This window comes from Rubrivivax gelatinosus (genome assembly GCF_004340905.1).
Classification (GTDB): domain Bacteria; phylum Pseudomonadota; class Gammaproteobacteria; order Burkholderiales; family Burkholderiaceae_C; genus Rubrivivax; species Rubrivivax gelatinosus.
Genome location: NZ_SLXD01000007.1, coordinates 1 through 26,320 on the forward strand (window position 1 = coordinate 1; position 26,320 = coordinate 26,320).

22 protein-coding genes are annotated in these 26,320 nt (G+C 70.5%); 20 read left to right on the forward strand and 2 right to left on the reverse strand.

Features of this window, described 5'->3' with window-relative positions; all coding sequences use genetic code 11:
• The coding region (locus tag EV684_RS11690; RefSeq protein ID WP_207896857.1) for an ATP-grasp domain-containing protein at positions 1-434 on the reverse strand (434 nt) is incomplete at its 3' end.
• Positions 435-501: 67 nt separating this feature from the next.
• Positions 502-1,158 carry a GntR family transcriptional regulator gene (locus EV684_RS11695; protein ID WP_132647418.1) on the reverse strand — a complete coding sequence of 219 codons (657 nt, stop codon included), beginning with the start codon at positions 1,156-1,158 and terminating at the stop codon, positions 502-504.
• A 404-nt stretch (positions 1,159-1,562) separates the two neighbouring features.
• On the opposite strand from EV684_RS11695, the gene EV684_RS11700 reads away from it, so the two are divergent.
• From EV684_RS11700 to accD, 20 genes are all read left to right on the forward strand, one after another.
• Entirely contained in the window at positions 1,563-3,962 is a 2,400-nt protein-coding gene (locus EV684_RS11700; RefSeq protein ID WP_165908474.1) for a chemotaxis protein CheW, read from the forward strand.
• A gap of 137 nt (positions 3,963-4,099) precedes the next feature.
• A complete protein-coding gene (scpA, locus tag EV684_RS11705; protein WP_132647422.1) occupies positions 4,100-6,271 on the forward strand; it encodes a methylmalonyl-CoA mutase in 2,172 nt (723 codons plus the stop codon).
• 27 nt (positions 6,272-6,298) lie between these two features.
• Positions 6,299-7,279 (forward strand): methylmalonyl Co-A mutase-associated GTPase MeaB, encoded by a 981-nt coding sequence (gene meaB / locus EV684_RS11710; RefSeq protein WP_132647424.1) that lies wholly within the window; start codon positions 6,299-6,301, stop codon positions 7,277-7,279.
• Positions 7,280-7,296: 17 nt separating this feature from the next.
• Positions 7,297-8,829, forward strand: coding sequence for an acyl-CoA carboxylase subunit beta (locus EV684_RS11715; protein ID WP_132647426.1), 1,533 nt, complete (start codon positions 7,297-7,299; stop codon positions 8,827-8,829).
• Between the two features lie 125 nt (positions 8,830-8,954).
• The gene (gene accC, locus EV684_RS11720; RefSeq protein WP_132647428.1) at positions 8,955-10,985 is read left to right on the forward strand and encodes an acetyl-CoA carboxylase biotin carboxylase subunit; all 2,031 of its coding nucleotides are present in this window, start codon (positions 8,955-8,957) and stop codon (positions 10,983-10,985) included.
• Positions 10,986-10,989: 4 nt separating this feature from the next.
• Positions 10,990-11,973, forward strand: coding sequence for a biotin synthase BioB (bioB, locus tag EV684_RS11725; protein WP_132647430.1), 984 nt, complete (start codon positions 10,990-10,992; stop codon positions 11,971-11,973).
• The gene (locus EV684_RS11730; protein WP_132647432.1) at positions 11,970-12,431 is read left to right on the forward strand and encodes a VOC family protein; all 462 of its coding nucleotides are present in this window, start codon (positions 11,970-11,972) and stop codon (positions 12,429-12,431) included. The genes bioB and EV684_RS11730 overlap by 4 nt, the downstream gene beginning before the upstream one ends.
• Before the next feature lie 73 nt (positions 12,432-12,504).
• Positions 12,505-13,365, forward strand: a complete 861-nt coding sequence (locus tag EV684_RS11735) for a DUF481 domain-containing protein (protein ID WP_243651146.1) — start codon at positions 12,505-12,507, stop codon at positions 13,363-13,365.
• Between the two features lie 102 nt (positions 13,366-13,467).
• Complete coding sequence (locus EV684_RS11740) at positions 13,468-14,358, forward strand: LysR family transcriptional regulator (RefSeq protein WP_132647434.1); 891 nt, start codon at positions 13,468-13,470, stop codon at positions 14,356-14,358.
• A gap of 13 nt (positions 14,359-14,371) precedes the next feature.
• A complete protein-coding gene (leuC, locus tag EV684_RS11745; RefSeq protein WP_132647436.1) occupies positions 14,372-15,796 on the forward strand; it encodes a 3-isopropylmalate dehydratase large subunit in 1,425 nt (474 codons plus the stop codon).
• 19 nt (positions 15,797-15,815) lie between these two features.
• Complete coding sequence (locus EV684_RS11750; protein WP_009855913.1) at positions 15,816-15,947, forward strand: entericidin A/B family lipoprotein; 132 nt, start codon at positions 15,816-15,818, stop codon at positions 15,945-15,947.
• A gap of 5 nt (positions 15,948-15,952) precedes the next feature.
• Complete coding sequence (gene leuD / locus EV684_RS11755) at positions 15,953-16,603, forward strand: 3-isopropylmalate dehydratase small subunit (protein WP_132647438.1); 651 nt, start codon at positions 15,953-15,955, stop codon at positions 16,601-16,603.
• Positions 16,604-16,628: 25 nt separating this feature from the next.
• Positions 16,629-17,720 (forward strand): 3-isopropylmalate dehydrogenase, encoded by a 1,092-nt coding sequence (gene leuB, locus EV684_RS11760; RefSeq protein WP_132647440.1) that lies wholly within the window; start codon positions 16,629-16,631, stop codon positions 17,718-17,720.
• A 94-nt stretch (positions 17,721-17,814) separates the two neighbouring features.
• Positions 17,815-18,945 (forward strand): aspartate-semialdehyde dehydrogenase, encoded by a 1,131-nt coding sequence (gene asd / locus EV684_RS11765; protein WP_132647442.1) that lies wholly within the window; start codon positions 17,815-17,817, stop codon positions 18,943-18,945.
• Positions 18,946-19,173: 228 nt separating this feature from the next.
• Positions 19,174-21,747, forward strand: coding sequence for a FimV/HubP family polar landmark protein (locus EV684_RS11770; protein WP_132647444.1), 2,574 nt, complete (start codon positions 19,174-19,176; stop codon positions 21,745-21,747).
• Positions 21,740-22,564: a tRNA pseudouridine(38-40) synthase TruA gene (gene truA, locus EV684_RS11775; protein ID WP_132647446.1), complete on the forward strand. Its 825-nt coding sequence runs from the start codon at positions 21,740-21,742 to the stop codon at positions 22,562-22,564. The genes EV684_RS11770 and truA overlap by 8 nt, the downstream gene beginning before the upstream one ends.
• A gap of 130 nt (positions 22,565-22,694) precedes the next feature.
• Positions 22,695-23,351: a phosphoribosylanthranilate isomerase gene (locus EV684_RS11780; protein WP_132647448.1), complete on the forward strand. Its 657-nt coding sequence runs from the start codon at positions 22,695-22,697 to the stop codon at positions 23,349-23,351.
• Positions 23,345-24,592: a tryptophan synthase subunit beta gene (gene trpB, locus EV684_RS11785; RefSeq protein WP_132647450.1), complete on the forward strand. Its 1,248-nt coding sequence runs from the start codon at positions 23,345-23,347 to the stop codon at positions 24,590-24,592. Before EV684_RS11780 ends, trpB begins: the two co-directional genes overlap by 7 nt.
• Entirely contained in the window at positions 24,589-25,398 is an 810-nt protein-coding gene (gene trpA / locus EV684_RS11790; RefSeq protein WP_132647452.1) for a tryptophan synthase subunit alpha, read from the forward strand. The genes trpB and trpA overlap by 4 nt, the downstream gene beginning before the upstream one ends.
• A 14-nt stretch (positions 25,399-25,412) precedes the next feature.
• Positions 25,413-26,285 carry an acetyl-CoA carboxylase, carboxyltransferase subunit beta gene (gene accD, locus EV684_RS11795; protein ID WP_132647454.1) on the forward strand — a complete coding sequence of 291 codons (873 nt, stop codon included), beginning with the start codon at positions 25,413-25,415 and terminating at the stop codon, positions 26,283-26,285.
• Positions 26,286-26,320 lie beyond the last annotated feature (35 nt).

Below are 26,320 nucleotides of genomic sequence, written 5' to 3' on the forward strand. Positions count from 1 at the left end.
AGGATCTTCTCCGGCGTGGCGTGCGCCACTTCCTCGATGTCCATGCCGCCTTCGGAGGACGCCATCAGCGCCACCTTCTGCGTCGCGCGGTCGGTCAGCGCGGCGACGTAGTACTCCTTGCGGATGTCGGCGCCTTCCTCGATCAGCAGCCGGCGCACCTTCTGGCCTTCGGGGCCGGTCTGGTGGGTGACGAGCTGCATGCCCAGGATCTGCGAGGCCAGGGTCTCGACCTCGGTGATCGAACGCGCGAGCTTGACGCCACCGCCCTTGCCGCGGCCGCCGGCGTGGATCTGGGCCTTGACCACCCACACCGAGCCGCCGAGCTTCTGCGCCGCCTCCAGCGCCTCCTGCACCGTGAACGCCGCATAACCCCGCGGCACGGGCACTCCGTGCGCGCGCAGCAGTTCCTTGGCCTGGTATTCGTGGATCTTCATGCCTGGTGGTCCTCGTCGTGAAGTCTTGCGAGTGTGGGCCGCGCATCTGACCCGAGCCTAACGGCGGTCAAGCCGCGGCTGCGAGCCCGTTGTCGAAGTGCTCGCGCATCAAGCGCCGCGCCGCCTCGGCGTCGTGGGCGAGGATCGCGGCCACGAGCGCGCGGTGCTCGGCCAGCGACTCCTCGATGCGCCCCTGCTTGAACAGCGAATGGTGGCGGTTGAGCTTCATGACCTTGCGCAGGTCGGTCACCACCTGCGTCGCCCAGCGGTTGCCGGCCGCGTCGAGCAGCGCCATGTGAAACTCCTCGTTGGTCGCGAAAAAGACGTCGCGATCACCGGTCTCGGCTTCCAGGCGCGCGTGCAGCCGGCGCAGGCGATCACGATGGGTGTCGTTGGCGCCGGTGGCGACGGTGGCCGCGGCGTCGCTTTCCAGCAGCGCCAGCAGGTGGTAGACCTGGGCCACGTCGGCGGTCGACATCTCGGTGACGTAGGCGCCGCGGCGCACCTTCATCGTCACCAGGCCTTCGGTGGCCAGGACCTTCAGCGCCTCGCGCAGCGGTGTGCGGCTGATGCCGAACTCGGCGCACAGGCGCAGTTCGTCGATCCAGCTGCCCGGTTCGAGCTGGCGGGCGAAAATCTGGTGTCGCAGCCGTTCCGCGACTTCCTCGTAGAGGGCGCGGGGTGACAGCGGGCGGGCATCGGGGCGTTGCGGAACGTCGGCCACAGGCGAGCAGGGCAGGGTGGTCGGCGAGGCCGAGGGCGAATCTGAATTCATAATTTTGCATCACGCGATCCTCGTGCCAGCCCCCGATGTTGCAGGGGAAACCCCAAAATCGCTGACCGCTTCTGGTGCCCCGCGCGCCCCACTGGTGCCGTGTTGGAACTGGTGGACATAGGCCGCTTTCTTCGCTTGATTGCGACCGGCGAGTCGCCATAGCCTGCGCTCCACCCCTAACTCACAGGTTCTGGTGCAGGCCGCGCTCCATGAGTCTCGTCGACGACCTCGTCCCCCACATGCGGCACGTGCTCTGCGCAGAGCGCGACCTCCGCGACCTCGGGCTGCTCTGGCAGATGATCGAAGCCACTTCCGCGATCGCGTGTCCGGAGGAAGCGGAGGACATCCTGCCGATGCTCACACGCACCCGCGAGCGCTTCATCGCGCTGCAGGCGCGGCTGGTGCGCCAGCTCGGCAGCGAAAGCCTCGCCGAGCTGGGCGATGAACTCGCTTCGGCGGCGCAGTGCACGATCGACATCCTCGTGCGCAACCTCTTCGAGCGCACTGCCGACGTCGGCTTCCTCGCCACCGACGCGGTGCTTCGGTCTTTCTGCGAATCGGCTGCGCGCGGCGCCGCCGACGTCGCGCCGCTGCAGCGCCGGCTCGCGGAGTACCGCGCGAAGTACAGCGTCTACGACGACATCGTGCTGCTGGCGCCCGACGCCCGCGTGCTGGCGCGCCTGGACGAGGGCGGCCCGGTCTCGCTGGCCGGCGACCCGCTGGTGCAGGAGGCGATCTCGCGGCACGGCTTCGTCGAACGTTTCGGGCCCACTCCCTTGGCCCGGGGCGCACAGCCGGCGCTGCTGTATGCGCATCGCATCGACGCCGACGGCGGGCGCTGCGTCGGCGTGCTGGTGCTGCGTTTTCGCCTGGTTGACGAGATGCAGCGCATCTTCGCCAGCGTCGAGCAATCCGGGCGCCACGTGGCGCTGGTGCTGCTGGATGCCGAGGACCGTGTCATCGCCAGCGCCGACGAGTCGCACGTGCCGGTCGGCGCCCGCCTGCAGGCTTCGCACGGCGGCGAAGTCGGCCTGGTCGCCTTCGGCGGGCGCGAGTACCTGGCCGTGACGCGGGCCGGTGCCGGCTTCCAGGGCTATCCCGGCCCGGGCTGGCGGGCCCACGCGATGGTTTCGCTGCTGACCGCCTTCGGTGGCCGCGACGACAGCAATGCCGACGCCGCACTGGCGCCCGACACGCCCGAACTCGCGCGCATCCGCGGCGAGCTCGACGCCATCAACGGCGACCTGCGCCGTGTGGTCTGGAACGGGCGCCTGTTCGCCGGCGCGCAGCAGCAGGCCAGTGCACGCCTGAAGGCGCTGCTGGCGCAGGTGCAGGAGGCCGGCCGGCGCACGCGCGACCGCGTCGACGAGGCCATCGTCGCGCTGCAGCGCAGCGGCCTGGCACGCCAGCGCAATGCCGCGCACGATCTGGCGCGGCTGGCCGCCGACATCATGGACCGCAGTCTCTACGAACGTGCGAACGACTGCCGCTGGTGGGCGCTGTCGCCGGTGGTGGAACGTGTGCTTGCCGGCCCGCCCGACGCCGCCGCCGAGGCCGGGCTCGGCGCGGTGCTGCGCCACGTCAACAGCCTCTACACCGTCTACACGCGGCTCGTGGCGTTCGGTGCCGACGGCCGCATCCGTGCGGTCTCGCGCGATGCCGACGACGCCACGCTCGTCGGCCGCGAGGTCGATGCCTGGCTGCTCGACGCGGTGCGCGGGCTGACGGACTCGCAACGCTACGCCGTGTCGCCGTTTGCCGCCTCGGCGCTGTCCGGCGACGCGCCGACCTACGTCTTCTGCGCCGCCGTGCGCGACGCACAGCGCAGGACGGTGGGCGGCATCGCGGCCGTCTTCGACGCCGCGGGCGAACTTCGGACCATGCTCGGCGACGTGCTCGGCGAACGCGCCGGGCTGGCTGCCTTCGTCGACGCCGACGGCCGTGTGCTCGCGTGCACCGATCCCGAGTTCGCGCCGGGTTCGCTGCTGCCCAAGGCCCTGGCGCCCGGGCTGGCCGAGTACCGCGACTCGACCTGGGCCGTGGCCTCGGTGCGTGCCGAGGGCTATCGCGAGTTCAAGCACGCCGACGGCTACGACAACCGGGTGCGGGCGCTCGTTGCCGTGAAACTCGGTGAGCGCGAGCGCCGCGGCCGCAACCTGCACGACACCCCCGTCTACGCGCTGCCGCCCGCGCGCCGCGAAGCCGTCGCCGGCTGGGCGCTGTTCCACGTCGGCGCCGGCCGGTTCGGCCTGCCGACCTCGGTGGTGCTCGAGGCGCGCCCGCGCGACGGGCTGGTACGCGCGCGGCTTGGCGTGCCCCATGCGCTGGGCCTGCTGGAGGTGCCCCAGGGGGCCGGCGCCGTCGTCGTGCCGGTGCTCTGCGCCCGCTCGCTGTTCGGCGTCAACTACGCGGCACGTGCCAGCGACGGCGTGCTGCTGGTGCTGTCGGTGCCGGCCGCGCCGGCAAAACCGGTGGTGGCGCTGTGGGTCGACGAGGTGCTCGCCGTCGTCGACGCGGGCCACGAACACCTGCAGCCCGTGCCGGAGGGCTTGCGCGCGCATTCGCCGCTGCTGTCGGGGCTGCTGCGCCTGATGGCCGGAGGCGAGGTCGGCGCCGAGATCCTGGCCCAGCTGCTGGGGCTGGACAGCGTCGCGCGTCTGGCCTCGATGGCCGGCACCGGGGTGGCGCCGCCTGGCGGCGCTGATCGCCTGGTTGCCGAGCTCGCCTCGGAACGGCCCGCCTTCCAGCACTGAAGCGCTACCCCCCGGGCGGGTGTTCACGCCAGCCCGGGCGGCACCGTTAACCGCCGTGTCAGGAAGATGTCGGGGGCGGGAATTTATAATTATTCATGACAGCGGGCCCGGCGGCTTGCACAGCAGGAGACTTCTCGATGAGCAACAGCCCCGATCCGCTCAAGAGCGGTGAGTTCGCCCCGTCGTCCCTCGAACAATGGCACAAGGCCGCCGCCAAGTCGGCGCCGGGCGGCGACGTCGAGGCGCTGAATTGGCAGACGCCCGAGGGCCTGACCGTCAAGCCGCTGTACACCGCGGCCGACACCGCCGAGCTGCCGCACGCCGACACGCTGCCGGGCTTCGAGCCCTTCATCCGCGGCCCGCAGGCGACGATGTACGCGGTGCGCCCGTGGACCATCCGCCAGTACGCCGGCTTCTCCACCGCCGAGGAATCGAACGCCTTCTACCGCAAGGCGCTGGCCGCCGGCGGCCAGGGTGTGTCGGTGGCCTTCGACCTGGCCACGCACCGCGGCTACGACAGCGACCACCCGCGTGTCACCGGCGACGTCGGCAAGGCCGGCGTGGCGATCGACTCGGTCGAGGACATGAAGATCCTCTTCGACTCGATCCCGCTGGACAAGGTCAGCGTCTCGATGACGATGAACGGCGCGGTGCTGCCGGTGCTCGCCGGCTACGTCGTCGCCGCCGAGGAGCAGGGCGTCGCGCAGGACCAGCTGTCGGGGACCATCCAGAACGACATCCTCAAGGAGTTCATGGTCCGCAACACCTACATCTATCCGCCCGAGCCTTCGATGCGGATCGTCGCGGACATCATCGAGTACACGGCGCACCACATGCCGAAGTTCAACTCGATCTCGATCTCCGGCTACCACATGCAGGAAGCCGGCGCGAACCAGGCGCTGGAGCTCGCGTTCACGCTCGCCGACGGCAAGGAGTACGTGAAGACCGCGACCGCACGCGGCCTGGACGTCGATGAGTTCGCCGGCCGCCTGAGCTTCTTCTGGGCGATCGGGATGAACTTCTATCTCGAGATCGCCAAGATGCGCGCCGCGCGTCTGCTGTGGTGCCGGATCATGAAGGGCTTCAACGCCAAGAAGCCCAAGAGCCTGATGCTGCGCACGCACTGCCAGACCTCGGGCTGGAGCCTCACCGAGCAGGACCCGTACAACAACATCGTGCGCACGACGGTCGAGGCGATGGCCGCGGTCTTCGGCGGCACGCAGAGCCTGCACACCAACAGCTTCGACGAGGCGATCGCGCTGCCCACCGAGTTCAGCTCGCGCATCGCCCGCAACACCCAGCTGATCATCCAGGAAGAGACCCACATCACGAAGGTCGTCGACCCCTGGGCCGGCAGCTACCTGATGGAGAAGCTGACCCAGGACATGGCCGACAAGGCCTGGGCGATCATCGAGGAAGTCGAGGCCATGGGCGGCATGACCCGCGCCGTCGACTCGGGCTGGGCCAAGCTGAAGATCGAGGCCAGCGCCGCCGAGAAGCAGGCGCGCATCGACTCCGGCCACGACGTCATCGTCGGCGTCAACAAGTACCGCAGCACCAAGCAGGACAAGGTCGAGATCCTCGAGGTCGACAACGTCAAGGTGCGCGACGCGCAGATCGCCCGCCTGGCGCAGGTGCGTGCCGCGCGCGACGGCGCCAAGGTGCAGGCCGCGCTGGACGCGCTGACCGCCGCCGCGCACAGCGGCGAGGGCAACCTGCTCGGCCTGGCCATCGACGCGATGCGCGTGCGCGCCACCGTCGGCGAGGTGTCCGACGCGCTGGAGAAGATCTACGGGCGCCACCGCGCCGACATCCAGAAGGTGACCGGGGTGTACGCAGCCGCCTACGACAGCGCCGAGGGCTGGGACAAGCTCAAGGCCGAGATCGACGAGTTCGCCGAACAGCAGGGCCGTCGCCCGCGCGTGATGATCGCCAAGCTCGGCCAGGACGGCCACGATCGCGGCGCCAAGGTGGTGGCCACGGCCTTCGCCGACCTGGGTTTCGACGTCGACATCGGCGCGCTGTTCCAGACCCCCGAGGAGTGCGCCCGCCAGGCGATCGAGAACGACGTGCACGCGGTCGGCGTCAGCACGCTGGCCGCCGGCCACAAGACGCTGGTGCCGGCGATCATCAACGCGCTGAAGGCCCAGGGCGGCGACGACATCGTCGTCTTCGCCGGCGGCGTGATCCCGCAGCAGGACTACGACTTCCTCTTCGAGGCCGGCGTCAAGGGCATCTACGGCCCCGGCACGCCCGTCCCCGCCAGCGCCAAGGACGTGCTCGAGCAGATCAAGAAGGCGCTCGCCTGAGCCTTTCGTCGCCGTCTCGAGACGTCCATGCCTGACCCCGACCAGGCGCTGCTCGCGTCCTTGCTCGGCCCCGCGGGGCCGTTGCAGCGGCGTGCGCTCGCCAAGACCATCACGCTGCTGGAGTCCACGCGCGCCGACCACCGCCTGCGTGCCGACGAACTGCTCAACACCTTGCTGCCGCACACCGGGCGCGCCTTGCGCCTGGGCATCAGCGGCGTGCCGGGCGTGGGCAAGAGCACCTTCATCGAGGCGCTGGGCCTGCACCTGATCAGCCGCGGCCACCGCGTCGCGGTGCTGGCCGTCGACCCCTCGTCCAGCGTCTCCGGCGGCTCCATCCTCGGCGACAAGACGCGCATGGAGCGGCTGTCGACCCAGGAGCGTGCCTTCATCCGTCCCAGCCCGGCCGGCGGCACGCTGGGCGGCGTGGCCGAGAAGACGCGTGAGTCGATGCTGGTCTGCGAAGCCGCGGGCCACGACGTCGTCATCGTCGAGACCGTCGGCGTCGGCCAGAGCGAGACCGCGGTGGCCAACATGACCGACATGTTCGTGCTGCTGCAGCTGCCCAACGCCGGCGACGACCTGCAGGCGATCAAGAAGGGTGTGATGGAGCTGGCCGACCTGGTGGTCATCAACAAGGCCGACCTCGACCCGCACGCCGCGACGCGCGCGCGCGCCCAGATCACCAGCGCGCTGCGTTTCCTGGGGCCGCACACGGCGGTGCCGGCGCAGGTGCTGCAGCTGAGCGCGCTGAAGGGCAGCGGGCTGGACGAGTTCTGGGCCGCGGTCTCGGGCTTCAACGAGCGCCAGCGCGACAGCGGCCGGCTGGCCGCACGGCGCCGCGCCCAGGACGAGGCCTGGATGTGGGACCGCATCGAAGCCGGCCTGCGCCAGCGCTTCAAGCAACACCTGGCGGTGCGCGAGGCCCTGCCGACGATCACCGACGACGTGCTCTCCGGGCGGCTGGCCGCCTCGGTGGCGGCGCGCCGTCTGCTCGACCTGATGGACTGAACGAGGAGACAGACTTCATGCACGACATCATCGAACAGCTCGAGATGAAGCGCGCCGCCGCCCGCCTGGGCGGGGGCCAGAAGCGCATCGATTCGCAGCACGCCAAGGGCAAGCTGACGGCGCGCGAGCGCCTCGAGCTGCTGCTCGACGACGGCACGTTCGAGGAATGGGACATGTTCGTCGAACACCGCTGCAGCGAGTTCGGCATGGCCGGCAAGACCATCCCCGGCGACGGCGTCGTCACCGGCTACGGCATGATCAACGGCCGCCTCGTCTTCGTCTTCAGCCAGGACTTCACCGTCTTCGGCGGTGCGCTGTCGGAAGCGCACGCCGAGAAGATCTGCAAGATCATGGACCAGGCGATGAAGGTCGGCGCCCCGGTCATCGGCCTGAACGACTCGGGCGGCGCGCGCATCCAGGAAGGCGTGGCCTCGCTGGGCGGTTATGCCGAGGTCTTCCAGCGCAACGTGATGGCCTCCGGCGTCGTGCCGCAGATCAGCTTGATCATGGGCCCCTGCGCCGGCGGCGCGGTCTACTCGCCGGCGATGACCGACTTCATCTTCATGGTGAAGGACAGCTCGTACATGTTCGTCACCGGCCCCGAGGTCGTGAAGACCGTGACGCACGAGGAAGTCACCGCCGAGGAGCTGGGCGGCGCGATCACCCACACGACCAAGAGCGGCGTCGCCGACCTCGCCTTCGACAACGACGTCGAGGCGATCCTGATGCTGCGCCGCTTCTTCAACTACATCCCGCTGAACAACCGCGAGCGCGCCCCGGTGCGCCCCAGCGGCGACCCCGCGGAGCGCATCGACGAGTCGCTGGACACGCTGGTTCCGGACAACCCGAACAAGCCCTACGACATGAAGGAGCTGATCACGAAGGTGGTCGACGACCGCGAGTTCTTCGAGATCCAGCCCGACAACGCCAAGAACATCGTCGTCGGCTTCGGCCGCATGAACGGCGAGGCCGTCGGCATCGTCGCCAACAACCCGCTGGTGCTCGCCGGCTGCCTGGACATCAAGAGCAGCATCAAGGCGGCGCGCTTCGTGCGCTTCTGCGACGCCTTCAACATCCCGGTCGTGACCTTCGTCGACGTGCCCGGCTTCATGCCCGGCACCTCGCAGGAGTACGGCGGCATCATCAAACACGGCGCCAAGCTGCTCTACGCCTACGCCGAGTGCACGGTGCCCAAGATCACCGTCATCACGCGCAAGGCCTACGGCGGCGCCTACGACGTGATGAGCTCCAAGCACCTGCGCGGCGACGTCAACTTCGCCTGGCCCAACGCCGAGATCGCGGTGATGGGCGCCAAGGGCGCGGTCGAGATCATCTTCCGCGAAGACAAGGCCGACCCGGCCAAGCTCGCCGCGCGCGAAGCCGAATACAAGCAGCGCTTCGCCAACCCCTTCGTGGCCGGCGCACGCGGCTACATCGACGACGTCATCCAGCCGCACGAGACGCGCAAGCGCATCTGCCGCTCGCTGGCGATGCTCAAGGACAAGAAGCTGGAAAACCCGTGGCGCAAGCACGGGAACATTCCCCTCTGATCGCCTTCTCCCTCTCCCGCGCGCGGGAGAGGGCAGGGGTGAGGGTGCCTGCGTACCGCGACCCTCACCCCAACCCTCTCCCGCGAGCGGGAGAGGGCGCCGAACCGAATTCCGGAGAGAACTCCATGTTCAAGAAGATCCTGATCGCCAATCGGGGCGAAATCGCCTGCCGCGTCATCAAGACGGCGAAGAAGCTGGGCATCGCGACGGTGGCCGTCTATTCCGACGCCGACCGCGACGCGCGTCACGTCGAGCTGGCCGACGAGGCCGTGCACATCGGCCCGGCGCCCAGCCGCGAGAGCTACCTGGTCGCCGACAAGATCATCGCCGCGGCCAAGCAGACCGGCGCCGAGGGCATCCACCCCGGCTACGGCTTCCTGTCCGAGAACGAGGACTTCGCCCGCCGTGTCGAGGAGGAAGGCATCGTCTTCATCGGCCCGAAGCACTACAGCATCGCGGCGATGGGCGACAAGATCGCCTCCAAGAAGCTGGCCAACGAGGCCGGCGTCAGCACCATCCCGGGCTGGAACGAGGCCATCGAGTCGCCCGAGCAGGCCGTGCAGATCGCACGCGACATCGGCTATCCGGTGATGATCAAGGCCAGCGCCGGCGGCGGCGGCAAGGGCCTGCGCGTGGCCTTCAACGACAAGGAAGCGCACGAGGGCTTCGCCTCCTGTCGCAACGAGGCCAAGAACAGCTTCGGCGACGACCGCGTCTTCATCGAGAAGTTCGTCGAGGAGCCGCGCCACATCGAGATCCAGGTGCTCGGCGACGCCCACGGCAACGTCGTCTACCTGCACGAGCGCGAGTGCTCGATCCAGCGCCGCCACCAGAAGGTCATCGAGGAAGCGCCGTCGCCGTTCATCAGCGACGCCACGCGCCGTGCGATGGGCGAGCAGGCCGTCGCGCTGGCCAAGGCGGTGAAGTACCAGTCGGCCGGCACCGTCGAGTTCGTCGTCGGCAAGGACCAGAGCTTCTATTTCCTGGAGATGAACACGCGGCTGCAGGTGGAGCACCCGGTCACCGAGTGCATCACCGGCATCGACCTCGTCGAGCAGATGCTGCGCGTGGCCTCGGGCGAGCCGCTGCCGTTCAAGCAGGCCGACATCCCGCGCCGCGGCTGGGCGATGGAGTGCCGCATCAACGCCGAGGACCCGTTCCGCAACTTCCTGCCGTCCACCGGCCGCCTGGTGCGCTACATGCCGCCGGCGCAGACGATGGAAGCAGCGCTGCCGGTGCCTGCCGGCGGCGGCGTGCGCGTGGACACCGGCGTCTACGAAGGCGGCGAGATCCCGATGCAGTACGACTCGATGATCGCCAAGCTCATCGTGCACGGGCTGGACCGCGACGACGCCATCGCCCGCATGCGCGAAGCGCTCAACGGCTTCGTCATCCGCGGCGTGTCGAGCAACATCCCGTTCCAGTCGGCGCTGCTGGCGCACCCGAAGTTCGTCGCCGGCCAGTTCAACACCGGCTTCATCGCCGAGCACTACGGCAAGGGCTTCCGCGCCGAGGACGTGCCGCACGACGACCCCGACTTCCTCGTCGCGCTGGTGGCCACCGTCTACCGCCGCTACCTCGGCCGCGCCGCCAGCATCAGCGGCCAGCTCGCGGGCCACAACCTGCGCATCGGCACCGACTTCGTCGTCGTCGTGCGCGGCGAGGCCGGCGAGCACACCCACGTGCCGGTGAAGATCGAGGTCGCGGGCAACACGACGACGGTCAGCGTCAACGGCCGCAGCTACGGCATCGTCAAGGAATGGCGCTTCGGCTCGATCCGCGCCACCGGCACCTGCAACGGCCGCCCGTTCACGGCGCAGGCCGAGCGCAACGGCGTCTGGTACAGCGTGGCGCACAACGGCCGCCGCATCGACGCGATGGTGATGCGCGCCCGCGCGTCCGAACTGCTGCGCGTGATGCCGTTCAAGCCGCCCGCGGACATGAGCAAGTTCCTGCTCTCGCCGATGCCGGGCCTGCTGGTGCAGGTCGCGGTGAAGCCCGGGCAGGCCGTCGTGGCCGGCGAACGCCTGGCGGTCATCGAAGCGATGAAAATGGAGAACATCCTCACGGCGGCGCAGGACGGCACCGTCGCCGAGGTGCTGGCCGATCAGGGCGAGAGCCTGGCGGTCGACCAGCCGATCATCCGCTTCGCCTGACTCCATGACCCTGACCGACGAGACCACCCCGAAGACTTCCGCCGACTGGACGCGCGAGCGTGTGCTCGCGCTGCTGGAACTGCCGTTCATGGACCTCGTGCGCCGCGCCGCCGAGGTCCACGCACGGCACTGGCCGCAGGGCGACATCGAGCTGGCCTCGCTGCTGTCGATCAAGACCGGCGGCTGCCCCGAGGACTGCGGCTACTGCCCGCAGTCCTCGCGCCACGACACCGGCGTCGCGGCGGCCAGGATGCTCGACGTCGACGAGGTGCTGGCCAAGGCGCGTGCCGCCAAGGCCGCCGGCGCGACCCGCTTCTGCATGGGCGCGGCCTGGCGCTCGCCGAAGGACCGCGACGTCGAGAAGGTCGCGGCGCTGGTGCGCGAGGTGCATGCGCTGGGGCTGGAGACCTGCGCGACGCTGGGCATGCTCGAGCCGCAGCAGGCGCGCACGCTGCGCGAGGCCGGGCTGGACTACTACAACCACAACCTCGACACCGCGCCCGAGTTCTACGGCGAGGTCATCGGCACCCGCGTCTACGAAGACCGGCTGCAGACGCTGCGCCACGTGCGCGACGCCGGGCTCAAGGTCTGCTGCGGCGGCATCGTCGGCATGGGCGAGACGCGCGCCCACCGCGCCGGGCTGATCGCCGAACTCGCCGCGCTGGACCCGGCGCCCGACTCGGTGCCGATCAACAGCCTGGTGCGCGTGCCCGGCACGCCGCTGGCCGACGCGCCGCCGGTCGATGCGTTCGAACTCGTGCGCGTCGTCGCCGCGGCGCGTATCGTGATGCCGCGTTCGCGCGTGCGGCTGTCGGCCGGGCGGCGCGAACTCGGCGACGGCATCCAGGCGCTGTGTTTCCTGGCCGGCGCCAACTCGATCTTCTATTGCGACCAGCTGCTCGTCACCGGCAATGCCGACGCCGGGGACGACCGCAAGCTGCTCGCGCGCCTGAACCTGTCCCCGACGAAGAAGGAGGTGTCCGCATGACCCGTCCGTTCCGTGTGCTGGGCATCCAGCAGATCGCCATCGGCGGCCCCGACAAGCAGCGGCTGAAGTCGCTGTGGGTCGACATGTTCGGCCTGACCGTGAAGAGCACGTTCGTCAGCGAACGCGAGAACGTCGACGAGGACATCTGCGCGCTGGGCAGCGGCCCGCATGCCGTCGAAGTCGACCTGATGCAGCCGGTGGACCCGGAGAAGAAGCCGGCCGTGCACGCCACGCCGCTGAACCACGTGGGCCTGTGGATCGACGACCTGCCGACGGCCGTGCAGTGGCTGACGGCCCAGGGCGTTCGCTTCGCGCCCGGCGGCATCCGCAAGGGCGCGGCCGGTCACGACATCTGCTTCGTGCACCCGAAGTCCAACGACGAGTTCCCGTTCTCGGGCGAGGGCGTGCTGATCGAGCTCGTCCAGGCGCCGCCCGAGGTCGTCGCCGCGCTGTCCTGAGCCCCGCTGGCCGGCGGCTGCCGGTCACAAGTGCTTAATTCCCTCGCGGCCCCGGGCCGCGAGCATCGGCGGCGTGACGTGTTCGTGCCGCTTCTTCCGTCCGGGCCGCCGCGCGCTGCGTGTGGTGTTCCTCCCGTGTCTGCTCGCCGCCGCGGGCGCCCAGGCCCAGTGGCTGGTGCCGCCGCCGCAGCTGCCCGTCAGCGACGGCCTCTGGCGCGGTTCCGGGGGAGCCGCGGCCACCGTCAGTTCGGGCAACACCGACGGCGCGGCGGTGTCGCTGAGCCTGGACGCGGTGCAGGCCACGCCGGAACACCGCATCACGCTCGGCGGTTCGCTGAACTACGGCCGCAGCGAACTCGACGGCGAGGTCCAGACCACCGCCGACCGCTGGAACGCCAGCGGCCGCTACGACCTGAACCTGACGCCGCGCAGCTTCGTCTACGGCCGTGGCGCGGTCGAGCGCGACCGCGTCATCGAGCTCGACCGCCGCGACACCGTCGACGCCGGCCTGGGCTGGAAACTCGTCGACCGGGCCGACGCCAACGTCAGCGTCTTCGCCGGCCTCGGGCGTTCGGTCGACCGCTATTCGCGCCCCCAGACGATCGCCGACCGCAGCGCCAGCCGCTTCGCGCGCACGACGCTGACCTTGGGCGAGGAGTCGGTGCACCGGCTGACGCCGGCCGTCGAGCTGCGCCAGCGACTGGACGTCGCGCCGACGATCTCGGGCGACCGCACGACGCTCGTGCGTTTCAGCTCCACGCTGGCGGTGGCGCTGAACACGACGCTGGGGCTGACGGTGACGCTGTCGGACCAGTTCAACAGCCGCCCGCCCGACGGCGTGCGGCGCAACGACCTGACGCTGTTCACCGGCCTGAACCTGAAGTTCGGGCCACAGCCGCCAGAGCCCGCGGCGGCGTCGGTTCCGTCGCGCTGAAGGCGCTTTGTTGATGCCTTTGGCTTCGCTTGGCGCGAAGTCTTCATTCGCTCGATAGGCATGGTTCTGTCTTTGGCGAAGGATTAGACTGCGCGCCACCTCATGCGATTCGACCTCGTCACCCTCAATCTCGTGCTGGCGATCGCCGACACCCGCAGCATCACCGCCGGCGCCCGGCGCGAGCATCTCGCGCTGGCCGCGGCCAGCCGCCGGCTGTCGGACCTGGAGGCGCGTTTCGGCGTGCCGCTGTTCGAACGCCGCGCGCGCGGGGTCGAGCCCACCGAGGCCGGCCGCGCGCTGGTGCGCCACATCCGCGGCCTGCACGCCTCGCTGCACGCGCTGGAGAGCGAGGTCGCCGAGTTCGCGCGCGGCATCAAGGGCCATCTGCGTGTCGTCGCCAACGCCGGCGCGATCGCCGAATGCCTGCCGCCGGATCTGGCCGGCTTCTCGCAGGCCCATCCGCAGATCCGCATCAGCCTGGAAGACCAGACCAGCTCCGAAGTCCAGGCCGCGGTCGCCGAAGGCCGTGCCGACGTCGGCATCTTCGTGCCGCCGCAACTGGACAACCGCCTGACCACCTGGCGCTACCGCAGCGGCTCGCTGGCCGCGATGGTGCCGCAGGACCACGTGCTGGCCACCGAGACGCGCGTGCGTTTCGAGGCCTTGCTGGACCACGACATCGTCGGCCTGCACGCCGGCGCCGCGGCGCAGGAGACGATGCGCGCCGAGGCCGAGGCGCGCGGGCGCACGCTGAAGGCGCGGCTGCAGGTGCGCGGCTTCGACGCCATCGCCCAGCTCGTCGAAGCCGGGCTCGGCGTCGCCGTGCTGCCGGCGGCCGTGGCCGAGCGCCTGGCGCAGGTGTTCGCGGTGCGCGTGCTCGCGCTCGACGAACCCTGGGCGGCGCGTGAATACCGTCTGGCGGTGCGCACGCAGGAGGTCCTGCCCACCGTCGTGCAGCGTTTCGTCCAGGCGCTGCGAACCTCCGAATCCTGACCGAGGAGACCCGATGACCGCCCGCACGCTCTACGACAAGCTCTGGGACGAGCACGTCGTGCACACCGAGGAAGACGGCACTGCCGTGCTCTACATCGACCGCCACCTCGTGCACGAGGTGACCAGCCCGCAGGCTTTCGAAGGCCTGCGCCTGGCCGGGCGCAAGGTCTGGCGCGTCAGCTCCATCGTCGCCACCGCCGACCACAACACGCCGACCACCGGCTGGGCCGAGGGCTACGACGGCATCCGCGACCCGATCTCCAAGCAGCAGATCACGACGCTGGATGCGAACATCCGCGCCTTCGGCGCCGCTGCCTACTTCCCGTTCCTGGACCAGCGCCAGGGCATCGTGCACGTCATCGGCCCGGAGAACGGCGCCACGCTGCCGGGCATGACGGTGGTCTGCGGCGACAGCCACACCAGCACCCACGGCGCCTTCGGCGCGCTGGCGCACGGCATCGGCACCAGCGAGGTCGAGCACGTGCTGGCGACGCAGACGCTGCTGGCCAAGAAGGCGAAGAACCTGCTGGTGAAGGTCGAGGGCCGCCTGGGCCGCGGTGTCACCGCCAAGGACGTGGTGCTGGCGATCATCGGCCGCATCGGCACCGCCGGCGGCACCGGCTACACGATCGAGTTCGGCGGCTCGGCGATCCGCTCGCTGAGCATGGAAGGCCGGATGACGGTCTGCAACATGGCGATCGAGGCCGGCGCGCGCGCCGGGCTGGTGGCCGTCGACGACACGACGATCGAATACGTCAAAGGCAGGCCGTTCGCGCCGAGCGGTGTCGCCTGGGACCACGCCGTCGCCCACTGGCGCACGCTGCACAGCGACCCGGGCGCGCACTTCGACGCCGTCGTCGAGCTCGACGCGGCGCAGATCCTGCCGCAGGTCACCTGGGGCACGAGCCCGGAGATGGTGCTGCCCGTGGACGGCCGCGTGCCCGACCCGGACAAGGAGAAGGACGCCGGCAAGCGCGCCGCGATCGAGCGTGCGCTGGTCTACATGGGCCTGGAGCCGAACAAGGCGCTGACCGACATCGCGGTCGACCGCGTGTTCATCGGCTCCTGCACCAACAGCCGCATCGAGGACCTGCGTGCGGCCGCCGAGGTCGTGCGGCGCGCCGGTGGGCGGGTCGCGGCCAACGTCAAGCAGGCGCTGGTCGTGCCGGGATCGGGCCGCGTCAAGGCCCAGGCCGAGGCCGAAGGCCTGCACGAGGTCTTCCGCGGTGCCGGTTTCGAGTGGCGCGAGCCGGGCTGCAGCATGTGCCTGGCGATGAACGCCGACCGCATCGAGCCGGGCGAGCGCTGCGCCTCGACCAGCAACCGCAACTTCGAAGGCCGCCAGGGCGCCGGCGGCCGCACCCACCTCGTGAGCCCGGCGATGGCCGCCGCGGCCGCGCTGGCGGGCCATTTCGTCGACGTGCGCCGCGTCGCCTGATCTCCCGAGGAGAAACGTCATGAAGCGTTCGTTCGCCGCACTGCTGGCCTGCCTCGCCGTCGTCGCGCTGGCCGGCTGCAACACCGTCAAGGGCGTCGGCCAGGACATTCAAAAAGCCGGCCAGGCCATCGAAGGCGCAGCCAAGAAGTGACCGCCATGCAAGCCTTCACCGTGCACCAGGGGCTCGTGGCCCCGATGGACCGCGCCAACGTCGACACCGACGCGATCATCCCCAAGCAGTTCCTGAAGTCGATCGCGCGCACCGGCTTCGGCCCCAACCTGTTCGACGAGTGGCGCTACCTGGACCGCGGCGAGCCCGGCCAGGACCCGGCCGCGCGCAAGCCGAACCCGGACTTCGTGCTCAACCAGCCGCGCTACGCCGGCGCCTCGGTGCTGCTGGCGCGCGAGAACTTCGGCTGCGGCTCCAGCCGCGAGCACGCGCCCTGGGCGCTGCAGCAGTACGGCTTTCGCGCGATCCTCGCGCCGAGCTTCGCCGACATCTTCTTCAACAACTGCTTCAAGAACGGCGTGCTGCCGATTCAGCTGCCCGAGTCGCAGGTCGCGCGCCTGTTCGACGAAGTCGCGGCCTTCCCGGGCTATGCGCTGACGGTGGACCTGCCGCGTCAGGTCATCGTCAAGCCCGACGGCAGCGAACTGCCCTTCGACGTGCAGCCCTTTCGCAAGTACTGCCTCGTCAACGGTTTCGACGACATCGGCCTGACGCTGCGCCACGCCGACAAGATCCGCGCCTTCGAAGCCGAGCGCCTGGCCAGGATGCCCTGGCTCGACCAGCGCCTCGTCGGCTGAGCCCCGTCAATCGCCAAGGAAGACCATGAAGATCGCCATCCTCCCGGGTGACGGCATCGGCACCGAGATCGTCGCCGAAGCCGTCAAGGTGCTGAACGTGCTGGACCTGCCGTTCGAGACCGAGACCGCGCTCGTCGGCGGCGCCGCCTACGCCGCGCACGGCCATCCGCTGCCGGATTCCACGCTGGCGCTGGCCAAGGCCGCCGATGCGGTGCTGTTCGGCGCCGTCGGCGACTGGAAGTACGACACGCTGGAGCGCTCGCTGCGCCCCGAGCAGGCGATCCTCGGCCTGCGCAAGCACCTGGGCCTGTTCGCCAACCTGCGCCCGGCGCTGTGCTACGAGCAGCTGACGCATGCCTCGAGCCTGAAGCCCGAGCTGGTGGCGGGCCTGGACATCCTCATCATCCGCGAGCTGACCGGCGACATCTACTTCGGCCAGCCGCGTGGCCGGCGCATCGCCGTCGACGGCCACTTCCCCGGTGCGGAAGAAGCCTTCGACACGATGCGCTACAGCCGCCCGGAGATCGAGCGCATCGCCCACCTGGCGTTCCAGGCGGCGCGCAAGCGCCGCGGCAAGGTGACCAGCGTCGACAAGGCCAACGTGCTCGAGACCTTCCAGTTCTGGAAGGACGTCGTCACCGAGGTGCACGCCCAGTACCCGGACGTCGAGCTCGACCACATGTACGTCGACAACGCCGCGATGCAGCTCGTCAAGGCGCCGAAGAAGTTCGACGTCGTCGTCACCGGCAACATGTTCGGCGACATCCTGTCCGACGAGGCGGCGATGCTCACCGGCTCGATCGGCATGCTGCCCAGCGCCTCGCTGGACCAGAACAACAAGGGCCTGTACGAGCCCAGCCACGGCAGCGCGCCGGACATCGCGGGGCAGGGCATCGCCAACCCGCTGGCTACAATCCTGTCGGCCGCCATGATGCTTCGCTACACCCTCGCACAGCCCGAAGCCGCCGACCGCATCGAGTCGGCCGTGCGCGCCGTGCTGGCCGCAGGTCTGCGCACGGCCGACATCTGGTCCGAAGGCACGCAGCGCGTCGGCACCGCCCGGATGGGCGACGCCGTCGTCGCGGCGATCACCGGCAAAACGATTACCAAGAGCTGAAGCTCTCGGATCGTCTCGCCCCCACCCCAGGACCCCGGCGAAGCGAGCCGGGGCAGGGCAGCAGGGGTCCGGGACACGTCGAAAAGGTGGACACATGGCACTCGTAGGATTGGTCGGCTGGCGCGGGATGGTCGGTTCCGTGCTGATGGATCGCATGCGCGCCGAGAACGACTTCGCGCTCATCGAACCGCTCTTCTTCAGCACCAGCAACGCCGGCGGCAGCGCCCCGGCCGAGCTGGCGAAGAACGAGACGCGGCTGCAGGACGCGTACGACATCGACGCGCTCAAGCGCTGCGACATCGTGCTGACCTGCCAGGGCGGCGATTACACGACCGAGGTCTTCCCCAAGCTGCGTGCCGCGGGCTGGAACGGTCACTGGATCGATGCGGCGTCGACGCTGCGCATGAACGCCGACGCGGTCATCGTGCTCGACCCGGTCAACCTGCCGGTGATCCAGAACGCGCTCGCCAACGGCGGGCGCAACTGGATCGGCGGCAACTGCACCGTCAGCTGCATGCTGATGGGCGTCGGCGCGCTGTACAAGGCCGGGCTCGTCGAGTGGATGAGCACCCAGACCTACCAGGCGGCCTCGGGCGGCGGCGCGCAGCACATGCGCGAGCTGCTGACGCAGTACGGCACGCTCAACGCCGAGGTCCGCAGCCTGCTCGACGACCCGAAGAGCGCGATCCTGGAGATCGACCGCAAGGTCATCGCCAAGCAGCGCGCGCTGACGCCCGAGGAGACGGCCAACTTCGGCGTGCCGCTGGGCGGCTCGCTGATCCCGTGGATCGACAAGGATCTCGGCAACGGCCAGTCCAAGGAAGAGTGGAAGGGCATGGCCGAGACGAACAAGATCCTCGGCCAGGGCGATGGCTTCGGTTCGCCGGCGGTGCCCGTCGACGGCTTCTGCGTGCGCGTCGGCGCGATGCGCTGCCACTCGCAGGCACTGACCTTCAAGCTGAAGCGCGAAGTGCCGGTCGCCGACATCGAGGCGATGATCGCCGCCGACAACGAGTGGGTGAAGCTCGTGCCCAACACGCGTGAAGCGACGCTGCGCGACCTGACGCCGGTGGCCGTCACCGGCACGATGACGATCCCGGTCGGCCGCATTCGCACCCTGGCGATGGGCCCGGAGTACATCGGCGCCTTCACGATCGGCGACCAGCTGCTCTGGGGCGCGGCCGAACCGCTGCGCCGCATGCTGCGCATCCTGCTCGAGCAGTGATGCGAGGCGCCGGCCGGCGCGTTGCCGGCCGGCAACAAGGCGTGCGAGCCGCGGAATTGGGCGCACTTCGCTCCCGAATGTCAGGCTTTGGGTGAGCTTGTCTGCCTATATGCTTGACGTCGTTGTGATTTCCGTCGCAAGGCCCCGCCATAATCCGCGTTTTGCCGGCGACAGAAATCGAGGCGGCCCGCTCGGGTGCGCCTTCCGGGACGTGTTGTGGGAGACGCCTTGAATCACCGTTCGACGAACGCAGCGCGTTTCGCGCTGACCGGCGTGGCGCTGGCCGCCGCCTGCCTCTGGGGCACGCCCGCCTGGGCGCTCGGTCTGGGCCGGCTCAACGTGCAGTCGGCACTGGGCGAGCCTCTGCGTGCCGAGATCGACGTCACCAGTCTCACGCCCGAGGAAGCCGGCACGCTGAAGCTGCGCATCGCGCCACCCGACGCCTTCCGTGCCGCCGGGGTCGAGTACAACGCCGTGCTGGGCGGCGCCCAGGTTTCGCTGCAGCGCCGTCCCGACGGCCGCCAGGTGCTCAGCCTGAGCAGCGAGCGCAGCATCGTCGAGCCCTTCGTCGACATCATCCTCGAAGCGAACTGGGCCACCGGCCGCCTGGTGCGTGAGTACACGATGCTGTTCGACCCGCCGGCGACACGTTCGGCGCAGACGCCGCCGGCCCCGACCGCGGCACCGTCGATCTCGCCGGCTCCGGCGCCTGCACGTGCACCGGCCGTCGCCACGCCGGTGCCGGCGCCGGCCGTCGTGCCGCCTCCTGCGCCTGCCGTCGCGGCGCAGCCTCCGGCACCGGCGCTGAAGCCGGCGCCGCGGCCCGCGCCGGCGGCTGCCAAAGCTGCCGAGCCGCCACGCGCCCCGCGTGCCGCCGAGGCCGGCGACCAGATCCGCGTTCGCCGTGGCGACACGCTGTTCGGCATCGCCTCGCGCACGCAGGCGGCGGGCGTTTCGCTCGATCAGATGCTGGTCGCGCTGTTCCGGGGCAACCCGGAGGCCTTCGTCGGCGAGAACATGAACCGGCTGAAGTCGGGGGCGGTGCTGACCGTGCCCTCGGCCGACGCCGCGGCCAAGGTCGAGCCCGCCGAGGCGCGGGGGCTGATCGTGGCCCAGGCGGCCGATTTCGCCGCCTACCGCCAGCGCCTGGCCGCCGGCACCACCGCCGCGGCCGACGAGCCGGCCCGCCAGGCCAAGGGCAAGGTCCAGGCCAGCGTCGAGGACCGCCGCCAGGCGGCGGCGCCGACGCCGGACAAGCTCAAGCTGTCGCAGGGCGCGGTGAAGGCCGCCGCTCCCGAGGCCAAGCTGTCCAAGGAGGCCGAGCGCCGTGCCGCCGACCTGCGTCTGGCCGAACTGGCCCGCAACGTCGATGAACTGAAGAAGCTGCAGGGCGCGGCCTCCGCGCCGGCGCAGCCGGCACCCGCACCGGCGGTGGCAGCCAGGCCGGAGCCGGCCTCGACGCCTGCGGTGACCGTGGCCGCAACGCCGCCCGTCGCCTCGGCGCCCGAGGCGGCGTCGGCCGCCGCGGCGGCCTCTGCTGCGTCGGCGCCGGCCAAGAAGCCGCGCAAGGCGCCGCCGCCGCCGATGCCGGTGCAGGAGGAACAGAGCTTCCTCGATTCGCTGCTCGAGAACCCGATGCTGCTGCCGGCCGCCGGCCTGCTCGCGGCGATGCTGGCGGGGCTGCTGATCTGGCGTCGTCGCCAGGCCGGCCAGCAGGGCGGGGGCGAGACCTCGTTCCTCGAAAGCCGGCTGCAGCCCGATTCGTTCTTCGGCGGCAGCGGCGGCCAGCGTGTGGACACGCGCGAGGCCACGCCCTCGGGCGCGCCGTCGTCGATGAGCTACTCGCTGTCGCAGCTCGACGCGATCGGCGACGTCGACCCGGTCGCCGAGGCCGACGTCTATCTCGCCTACGGCCGTGACCTGCAGGCCGAGGAGATCCTCAAGGAGGCGATGCGCGCCAACCCCGAGCGCATGGCGATCCGCGTCAAGCTGCTCGAGGTCTACGTCAAGCGGCGCGACATCAAGGGCTTCGAGCTGCTCGCCACCCAGGTCTACACGATGACCCAGGGCAGCGGCGAGGACTGGGAGAAGGCCCAGGAACTGGGCCGCCAGATCGACCCCGAGAACCCGCTGTATCAGCCGGGCGGCGCGCCGACGCTGGAAGTCGGCCCGGGCGGCAAGGTCATCGAGCCGCTGGCCGCGACGACGCTGCCGCACGCCGCGAAGCCGGCGCCGTTCGCGCCCGAGGAGTCCTCGCTGCCGCCCGAGCCGGAACCGGCCGGCCTGGATCTCGACCTGGACCTCGACGCCCCGGCCACGCCATCGCCGCTGGCGATGGAGGCGACCAAGCCGATCCCGCGCGACGAAGGTCCGGTCTCGGACAACACGCCGCTGGACTTCGAACTGCCGCTGGTCGACACCAACCCGGCACCGCTGGACGAGCCGATCCCGACGCCTGACATGCCGACCTTCGACGAGCGTGCCGACACCCCGCCGCCGGCAGGCCTGGATGCGCTGGACTTCGACCTCGGCGACCTTGCCCCGCCGGCGCCCTCGGCCTCGCAGCCCTCGGCGCTGGACACCAGCGAGCCGGCGCTCGACTTCAGCGACTTCGGCCTCGGCCCGGACTCGCTGCCGCCGATCGGCGACGGCGACCCGCTGGCGCGCAAGCTCGAACTGGCCGAGGAGTTCCGCCAGATCGGCGACCTCGAAGGCGCACGCGACCTGCTCGACGAGGTCATCGCCAAGGCCGACGGCGCCTTGAAGGCCAAGGCCCAGTCCATGCTGTCCTCGCTTGGCTGAACACGACGCTGGCGGCCCGGCCGTCGCGCCGGGCGGCCGCATCGCGCTGGGCATCGCCTACCGCGGCGCGCGTTATCACGGCTGGCAGTCGCAGCCCGACGGCCGCACCGTGCAGGACGTGCTCGAACGCGCGCTGGGCCAGTTCGCCGCCACGCCCGTCTCGACGCTGTGCGCCGGCCGCACCGACGCCGGCGTGCACGCCTTCAACCAGGTCGTGCACTTCGACGCGCCGGTCGAGCGCGACGAGTTCTCCTGGGTGCGCGGGACCAACCGCTACCTGCCCGACGACGTCGCGGTGCAGTGGTGCCGGCGCGTCGACGCACGTTTCCACGCCCGCAACAGCGCCCACGGGCGGCGCTACCGCTTCGTCATCCTCGAAGCGCCGGTGCGCCCGGCGATCGAGGCCGGCGCCTGCGGCTGGGTCTTCCGGCCGCTGGACGGCGACGCGATGCGCGCCGCCGCGGCGCACCTGATCGGCGAACACGACTTCAGCTCCTTCCGCGCCGCCGGCTGCCAGGCGCTGACGCCGGTGAAGACGATGCGTTCGATCGGCGTCGAGCGCCGCGGCGCCTACTGGCGCATCGAGTTCGACGCCAGCGCCTTCCTGCACCACATGGTGCGCAACATCGTCGGTTGCCTGGTCGCCGTCGGCAGCGGGCGCCAGCGGCCCGAGTGGATGGCCGAGGTGCTGGCCGCGCGCCGCCGCGACGCCGCCGCGCCGACCTTCCCGCCCGACGGGTTGTACTTCGTGGGCCCGTACTACGATCCGGCCTTCGCCATCCCCGAGCACACGCCGGCCATGCAATGGAGTCCGTGACTCCCCCCGAAGCGCCTTCGGCGCTCCCCCCAGGGGGCGCCGCCGGTGCCCCGGCGAAGCCGGGCCACGGCGGCCGCTTGGAGAGCCGGCGTCGTGCACCTGTCTTGGCGATCACCATGATGGAAAGGCCGTGAGCCGCACCCGGATCAAGATCTGCGGCCTGACGCGCGAGGCCGACGTCGACGACGCCGTGCAGGCCGGCGCCGACGCGCTGGGTTTCGTGCTCTACCCGAAGAGCCCGCGTGCGCTGACGCCCGAGCGTGCCGCCGAACTGGCGCGCCGGCTGCCGCCTTTCGTGACGCCGGTGCTGCTGTTCGTCAACGCCGCGCCGGAGACGATCGCGCGGGCCGTCGGCCTCGTGCCGCAGGCGCTCGTGCAGTTCCACGGCGACGAGATGCCCGAGCAGTGCGCCGCCGTCGGCCGCCCCTGGTTGCGGGCCGCGCGCATGGCGCCGGGGTTCGATTTGTTAGACTTCGCCCGGCGCCATCCCGGCGCGACGGGCCTGCTGCTCGACACCCATGTCGAGGCTTACGGCGGGAGCGGAAAGGTCTTCGATTGGTCACTGATACCACCAAGCGTGCCCATTCCGGTCGTTTTGTCTGGTGGGTTGAATCCTGCCAACGTGACCGATGGGGTGCTTCGCGTCCGGCCCTGGGCCGTTGACGTCAGCTCCGGCGTCGAGCGCGACAAAGGCATCAAGGATGCCGCGCTGATGCGCCGGTTCTGCCAGGCGGTGCGCGAGGCCGATGCCCGCGCCGCTGAATCGAAGGACACCCCACCATGCTGAATTACGACCAGCCCGATGCCCGCGGGCATTTCGGGCCCTACGGCGGCAGTTTCGTCGCCGAAACCCTGACCCACGCGCTGCACGAACTGCAGGACGCCTACGCGCGTTACCGCGAGGACCCGGAGTTCGTCGCCGAGTACCGCTACGAACTCAAGCACTTCGTCGGCCGCCCGAGCCCGATCTACCACGCCGCGCGCACCAGCCGCGAACTCGGCGGCGCGCAGATCTACCTGAAGCGCGAGGACTTGAACCACACCGGCGCGCACAAGATCAACAACGTCATCGGCCAGGCGCTGCTCGCCCGCCGCATGGGCAAGCCGCGCGTGATCGCCGAGACCGGCGCCGGCCAGCACGGCGTCGCCACGGCGACGATCTGCGCGCGCTACGGCCTGGAGTGCGTGGTCTACATGGGCAGCGAGGACGTCAAGCGGCAGAGCCCGAACGTCTACCGCATGCACCTGCTGGGCGCCAAGGTGGTGCCGGTGGAGAGCGGCAGCAAGACGCTGAAGGACGCGCTCAACGAGGCGCTGCGCGACTGGGTCACCAACGTCGAGAACACCTTCTACATCATCGGCACGGTGGCCGGCCCGGCGCCGTACCCGGCGATGGTGCGCGACTTCCAGCGTGTCATCGGCGACGAATGCCTGGAGCAGATGCCCGAACTCGCCGGCCGCCAGCCCGACGCGGTGATCGCCTGCGTCGGCGGCGGCAGCAACGCGATGGGCATCTTCTACCCGTACATCCGCCACGAAGCCACGCGCCTCATCGGCGTCGAGGCCGCGGGGCAGGGCATCGAGACCGGCAGACACGCCGCGTCGCTGTCGGCCGGCTCGCCCGGCGTGCTGCACGGCAACCGCACCTACCTGCTGCAGGACGACAACGGCCAGATCACCGAGACGCACTCGATCTCGGCCGGCCTGGACTATCCCGGCGTCGGCCCCGAGCACGCCTATCTGAAGGACATCGGCCGCGCCGAGTACGTCGGCATCACCGACGACGAGGCGCTGAAGGCCTTCCACCACCTCTGCCGCACCGAGGGCATCATCCCGGCGCTCGAGTCCAGCCACGCGCTGGCGCACGCGATGAAGATCGCGCCGACGATGCGCCCCGACCAGATCCTGCTGGTCAACCTCTCCGGCCGCGGCGACAAGGACATCGGCACCGTCGCCGACCTGTCCGGTGCCGACTTCTATTGCCGTCCCTCGTGCCGCGGCCAGACGGTGAAGGGAGGTGCGCAATGAGCCGAATTGCCGCTACCTTCGACGCGCTGCAGCGCGACGGCCGCCAGGCGCTGATCCCGTACATCACCGTCGGCGACCCGTATGCCGACGCGACGCCCGAGATCATGGCCGCGCTGGCCGAGGGCGGCGCCGACGTCATCGAGCTCGGCGTGCCGTTCTCCGACCCGATGGCCGACGGCCCGGTGATCCAGCAGGCCGGCGAACGCGCGCTGGCACGCGGCGTCGGCCTGCCGCAGGTCTTCGCCGCCGTGCGCGCCTTCCGCGAGCGCAACCAGCGCACGCCGGTCGTGCTGATGGGTTACGCCAACCCGGTCGAGCGTTACGACGGCCGCCACGGCGACGGCGCCTTCATCCGCGACGCCGCGGCCGCCGGTGTCGACGGCGTGCTGATCGTCGACTACCCGCCCGAGGAGTGCGAGGACTTCGCCGCACGCCTGAAGGCCGCGGGGCTGGACCTGATCTTCCTGCTGGCGCCGACCTCGACCGACGAGCGCATGCGCCTGGTCGGCCGGCTGGCCAGCGGGTATGTGTACTATGTCTCGCTGAAAGGCGTCACCGGCGCGGGTCACCTCGACACCGCGGCGGTGGCGGCGATGTTGCCGCGCATCCGCGCGCACGTGCAGACGCCGGTCGGCGTCGGCTTCGGCATCCGCGACGCCGCCACGGCGCGTGCGGTCGCCGAGGTCGCCGACGCGGTCGTCATCGGCTCGCGGCTGGTGCAGCTGCTCGCCGAGCAGCCGCGCGAGGCCGTGGCCGCCGCGGCGCGCGACTTCATCGCCGGCATCCGCGCCGCGCTGGACGCATAACTAGGAGTGAACCGATGAGCTGGTTGGAAAAGCTGCTGCCGCCGAAGATCCAGCCCACCGACCCGAGCGAGCGCCGCACGGTGCCCGAAGGGTTGTGGATCAAGTGCCCGTCCTGCGAGACGGTGCTCTACAAGACGGACCTCGAGCAGAACGTCAACGTCTGCCCGAAGTGCGGCCACCACCACCGCATCGGTGCCCGCGAGCGCCTGGACCACTTCCTCGACGCCGAAGGGCGCTGGGAGATCGGCCAGGAGGTGCTGCCGGTCGACGCGCTGAAGTTCAAGGACAGCAAGAAGTACCCCGAGCGGCTGAAGTCGGCGCTGGAGACCACCGGCGAGACCGACGCGCTGGTCGTCATGGGCGGCGCGGTGATGAGCGTGCCGCTCGTCGCCGCCTGCTTCGAGTTCGACTTCATGGGCGGCTCGATGGGCTCGGTGGTCGGCGAGCGCTTCGTGCGTGGCGTCGAGGCCGCGGTCGAGCAGAAGGTGCCCTTCGTCAGCTTCGCTGCCACCGGCGGCGCGCGCATGCAGGAAGGCCTGCTGAGCCTGATGCAGATGGCCAAGACCAATGCCGCGCTGACGCGGCTGGCGCGCGCGAAGCTGCCGTACATCAGCGTGCTGACCGACCCGACGATGGGCGGCGTGTCGGCCAGCTTCGCCTTCGTCGGCGACGTGGTCATCGCCGAACCGAAGGCGCTGATCGGTTTCGCCGGCCCGCGGGTCATCGAGAACACGGTGCGCGAGAAGCTGCCCGAAGGCTTCCAGCGCAGCGAGTTCCTGCTGACCAAGGGTGCGCTGGACATGATCGTCGACCGCCGGCAGATGCGCGCCACCGTCGCGCGCCTGCTCGCCAAGCTGCAGCGCCAGAGCGCCGACGCGGTCGCCTGATCGCCGCCATCCGTCTGACCGGACACCGGGCCCTT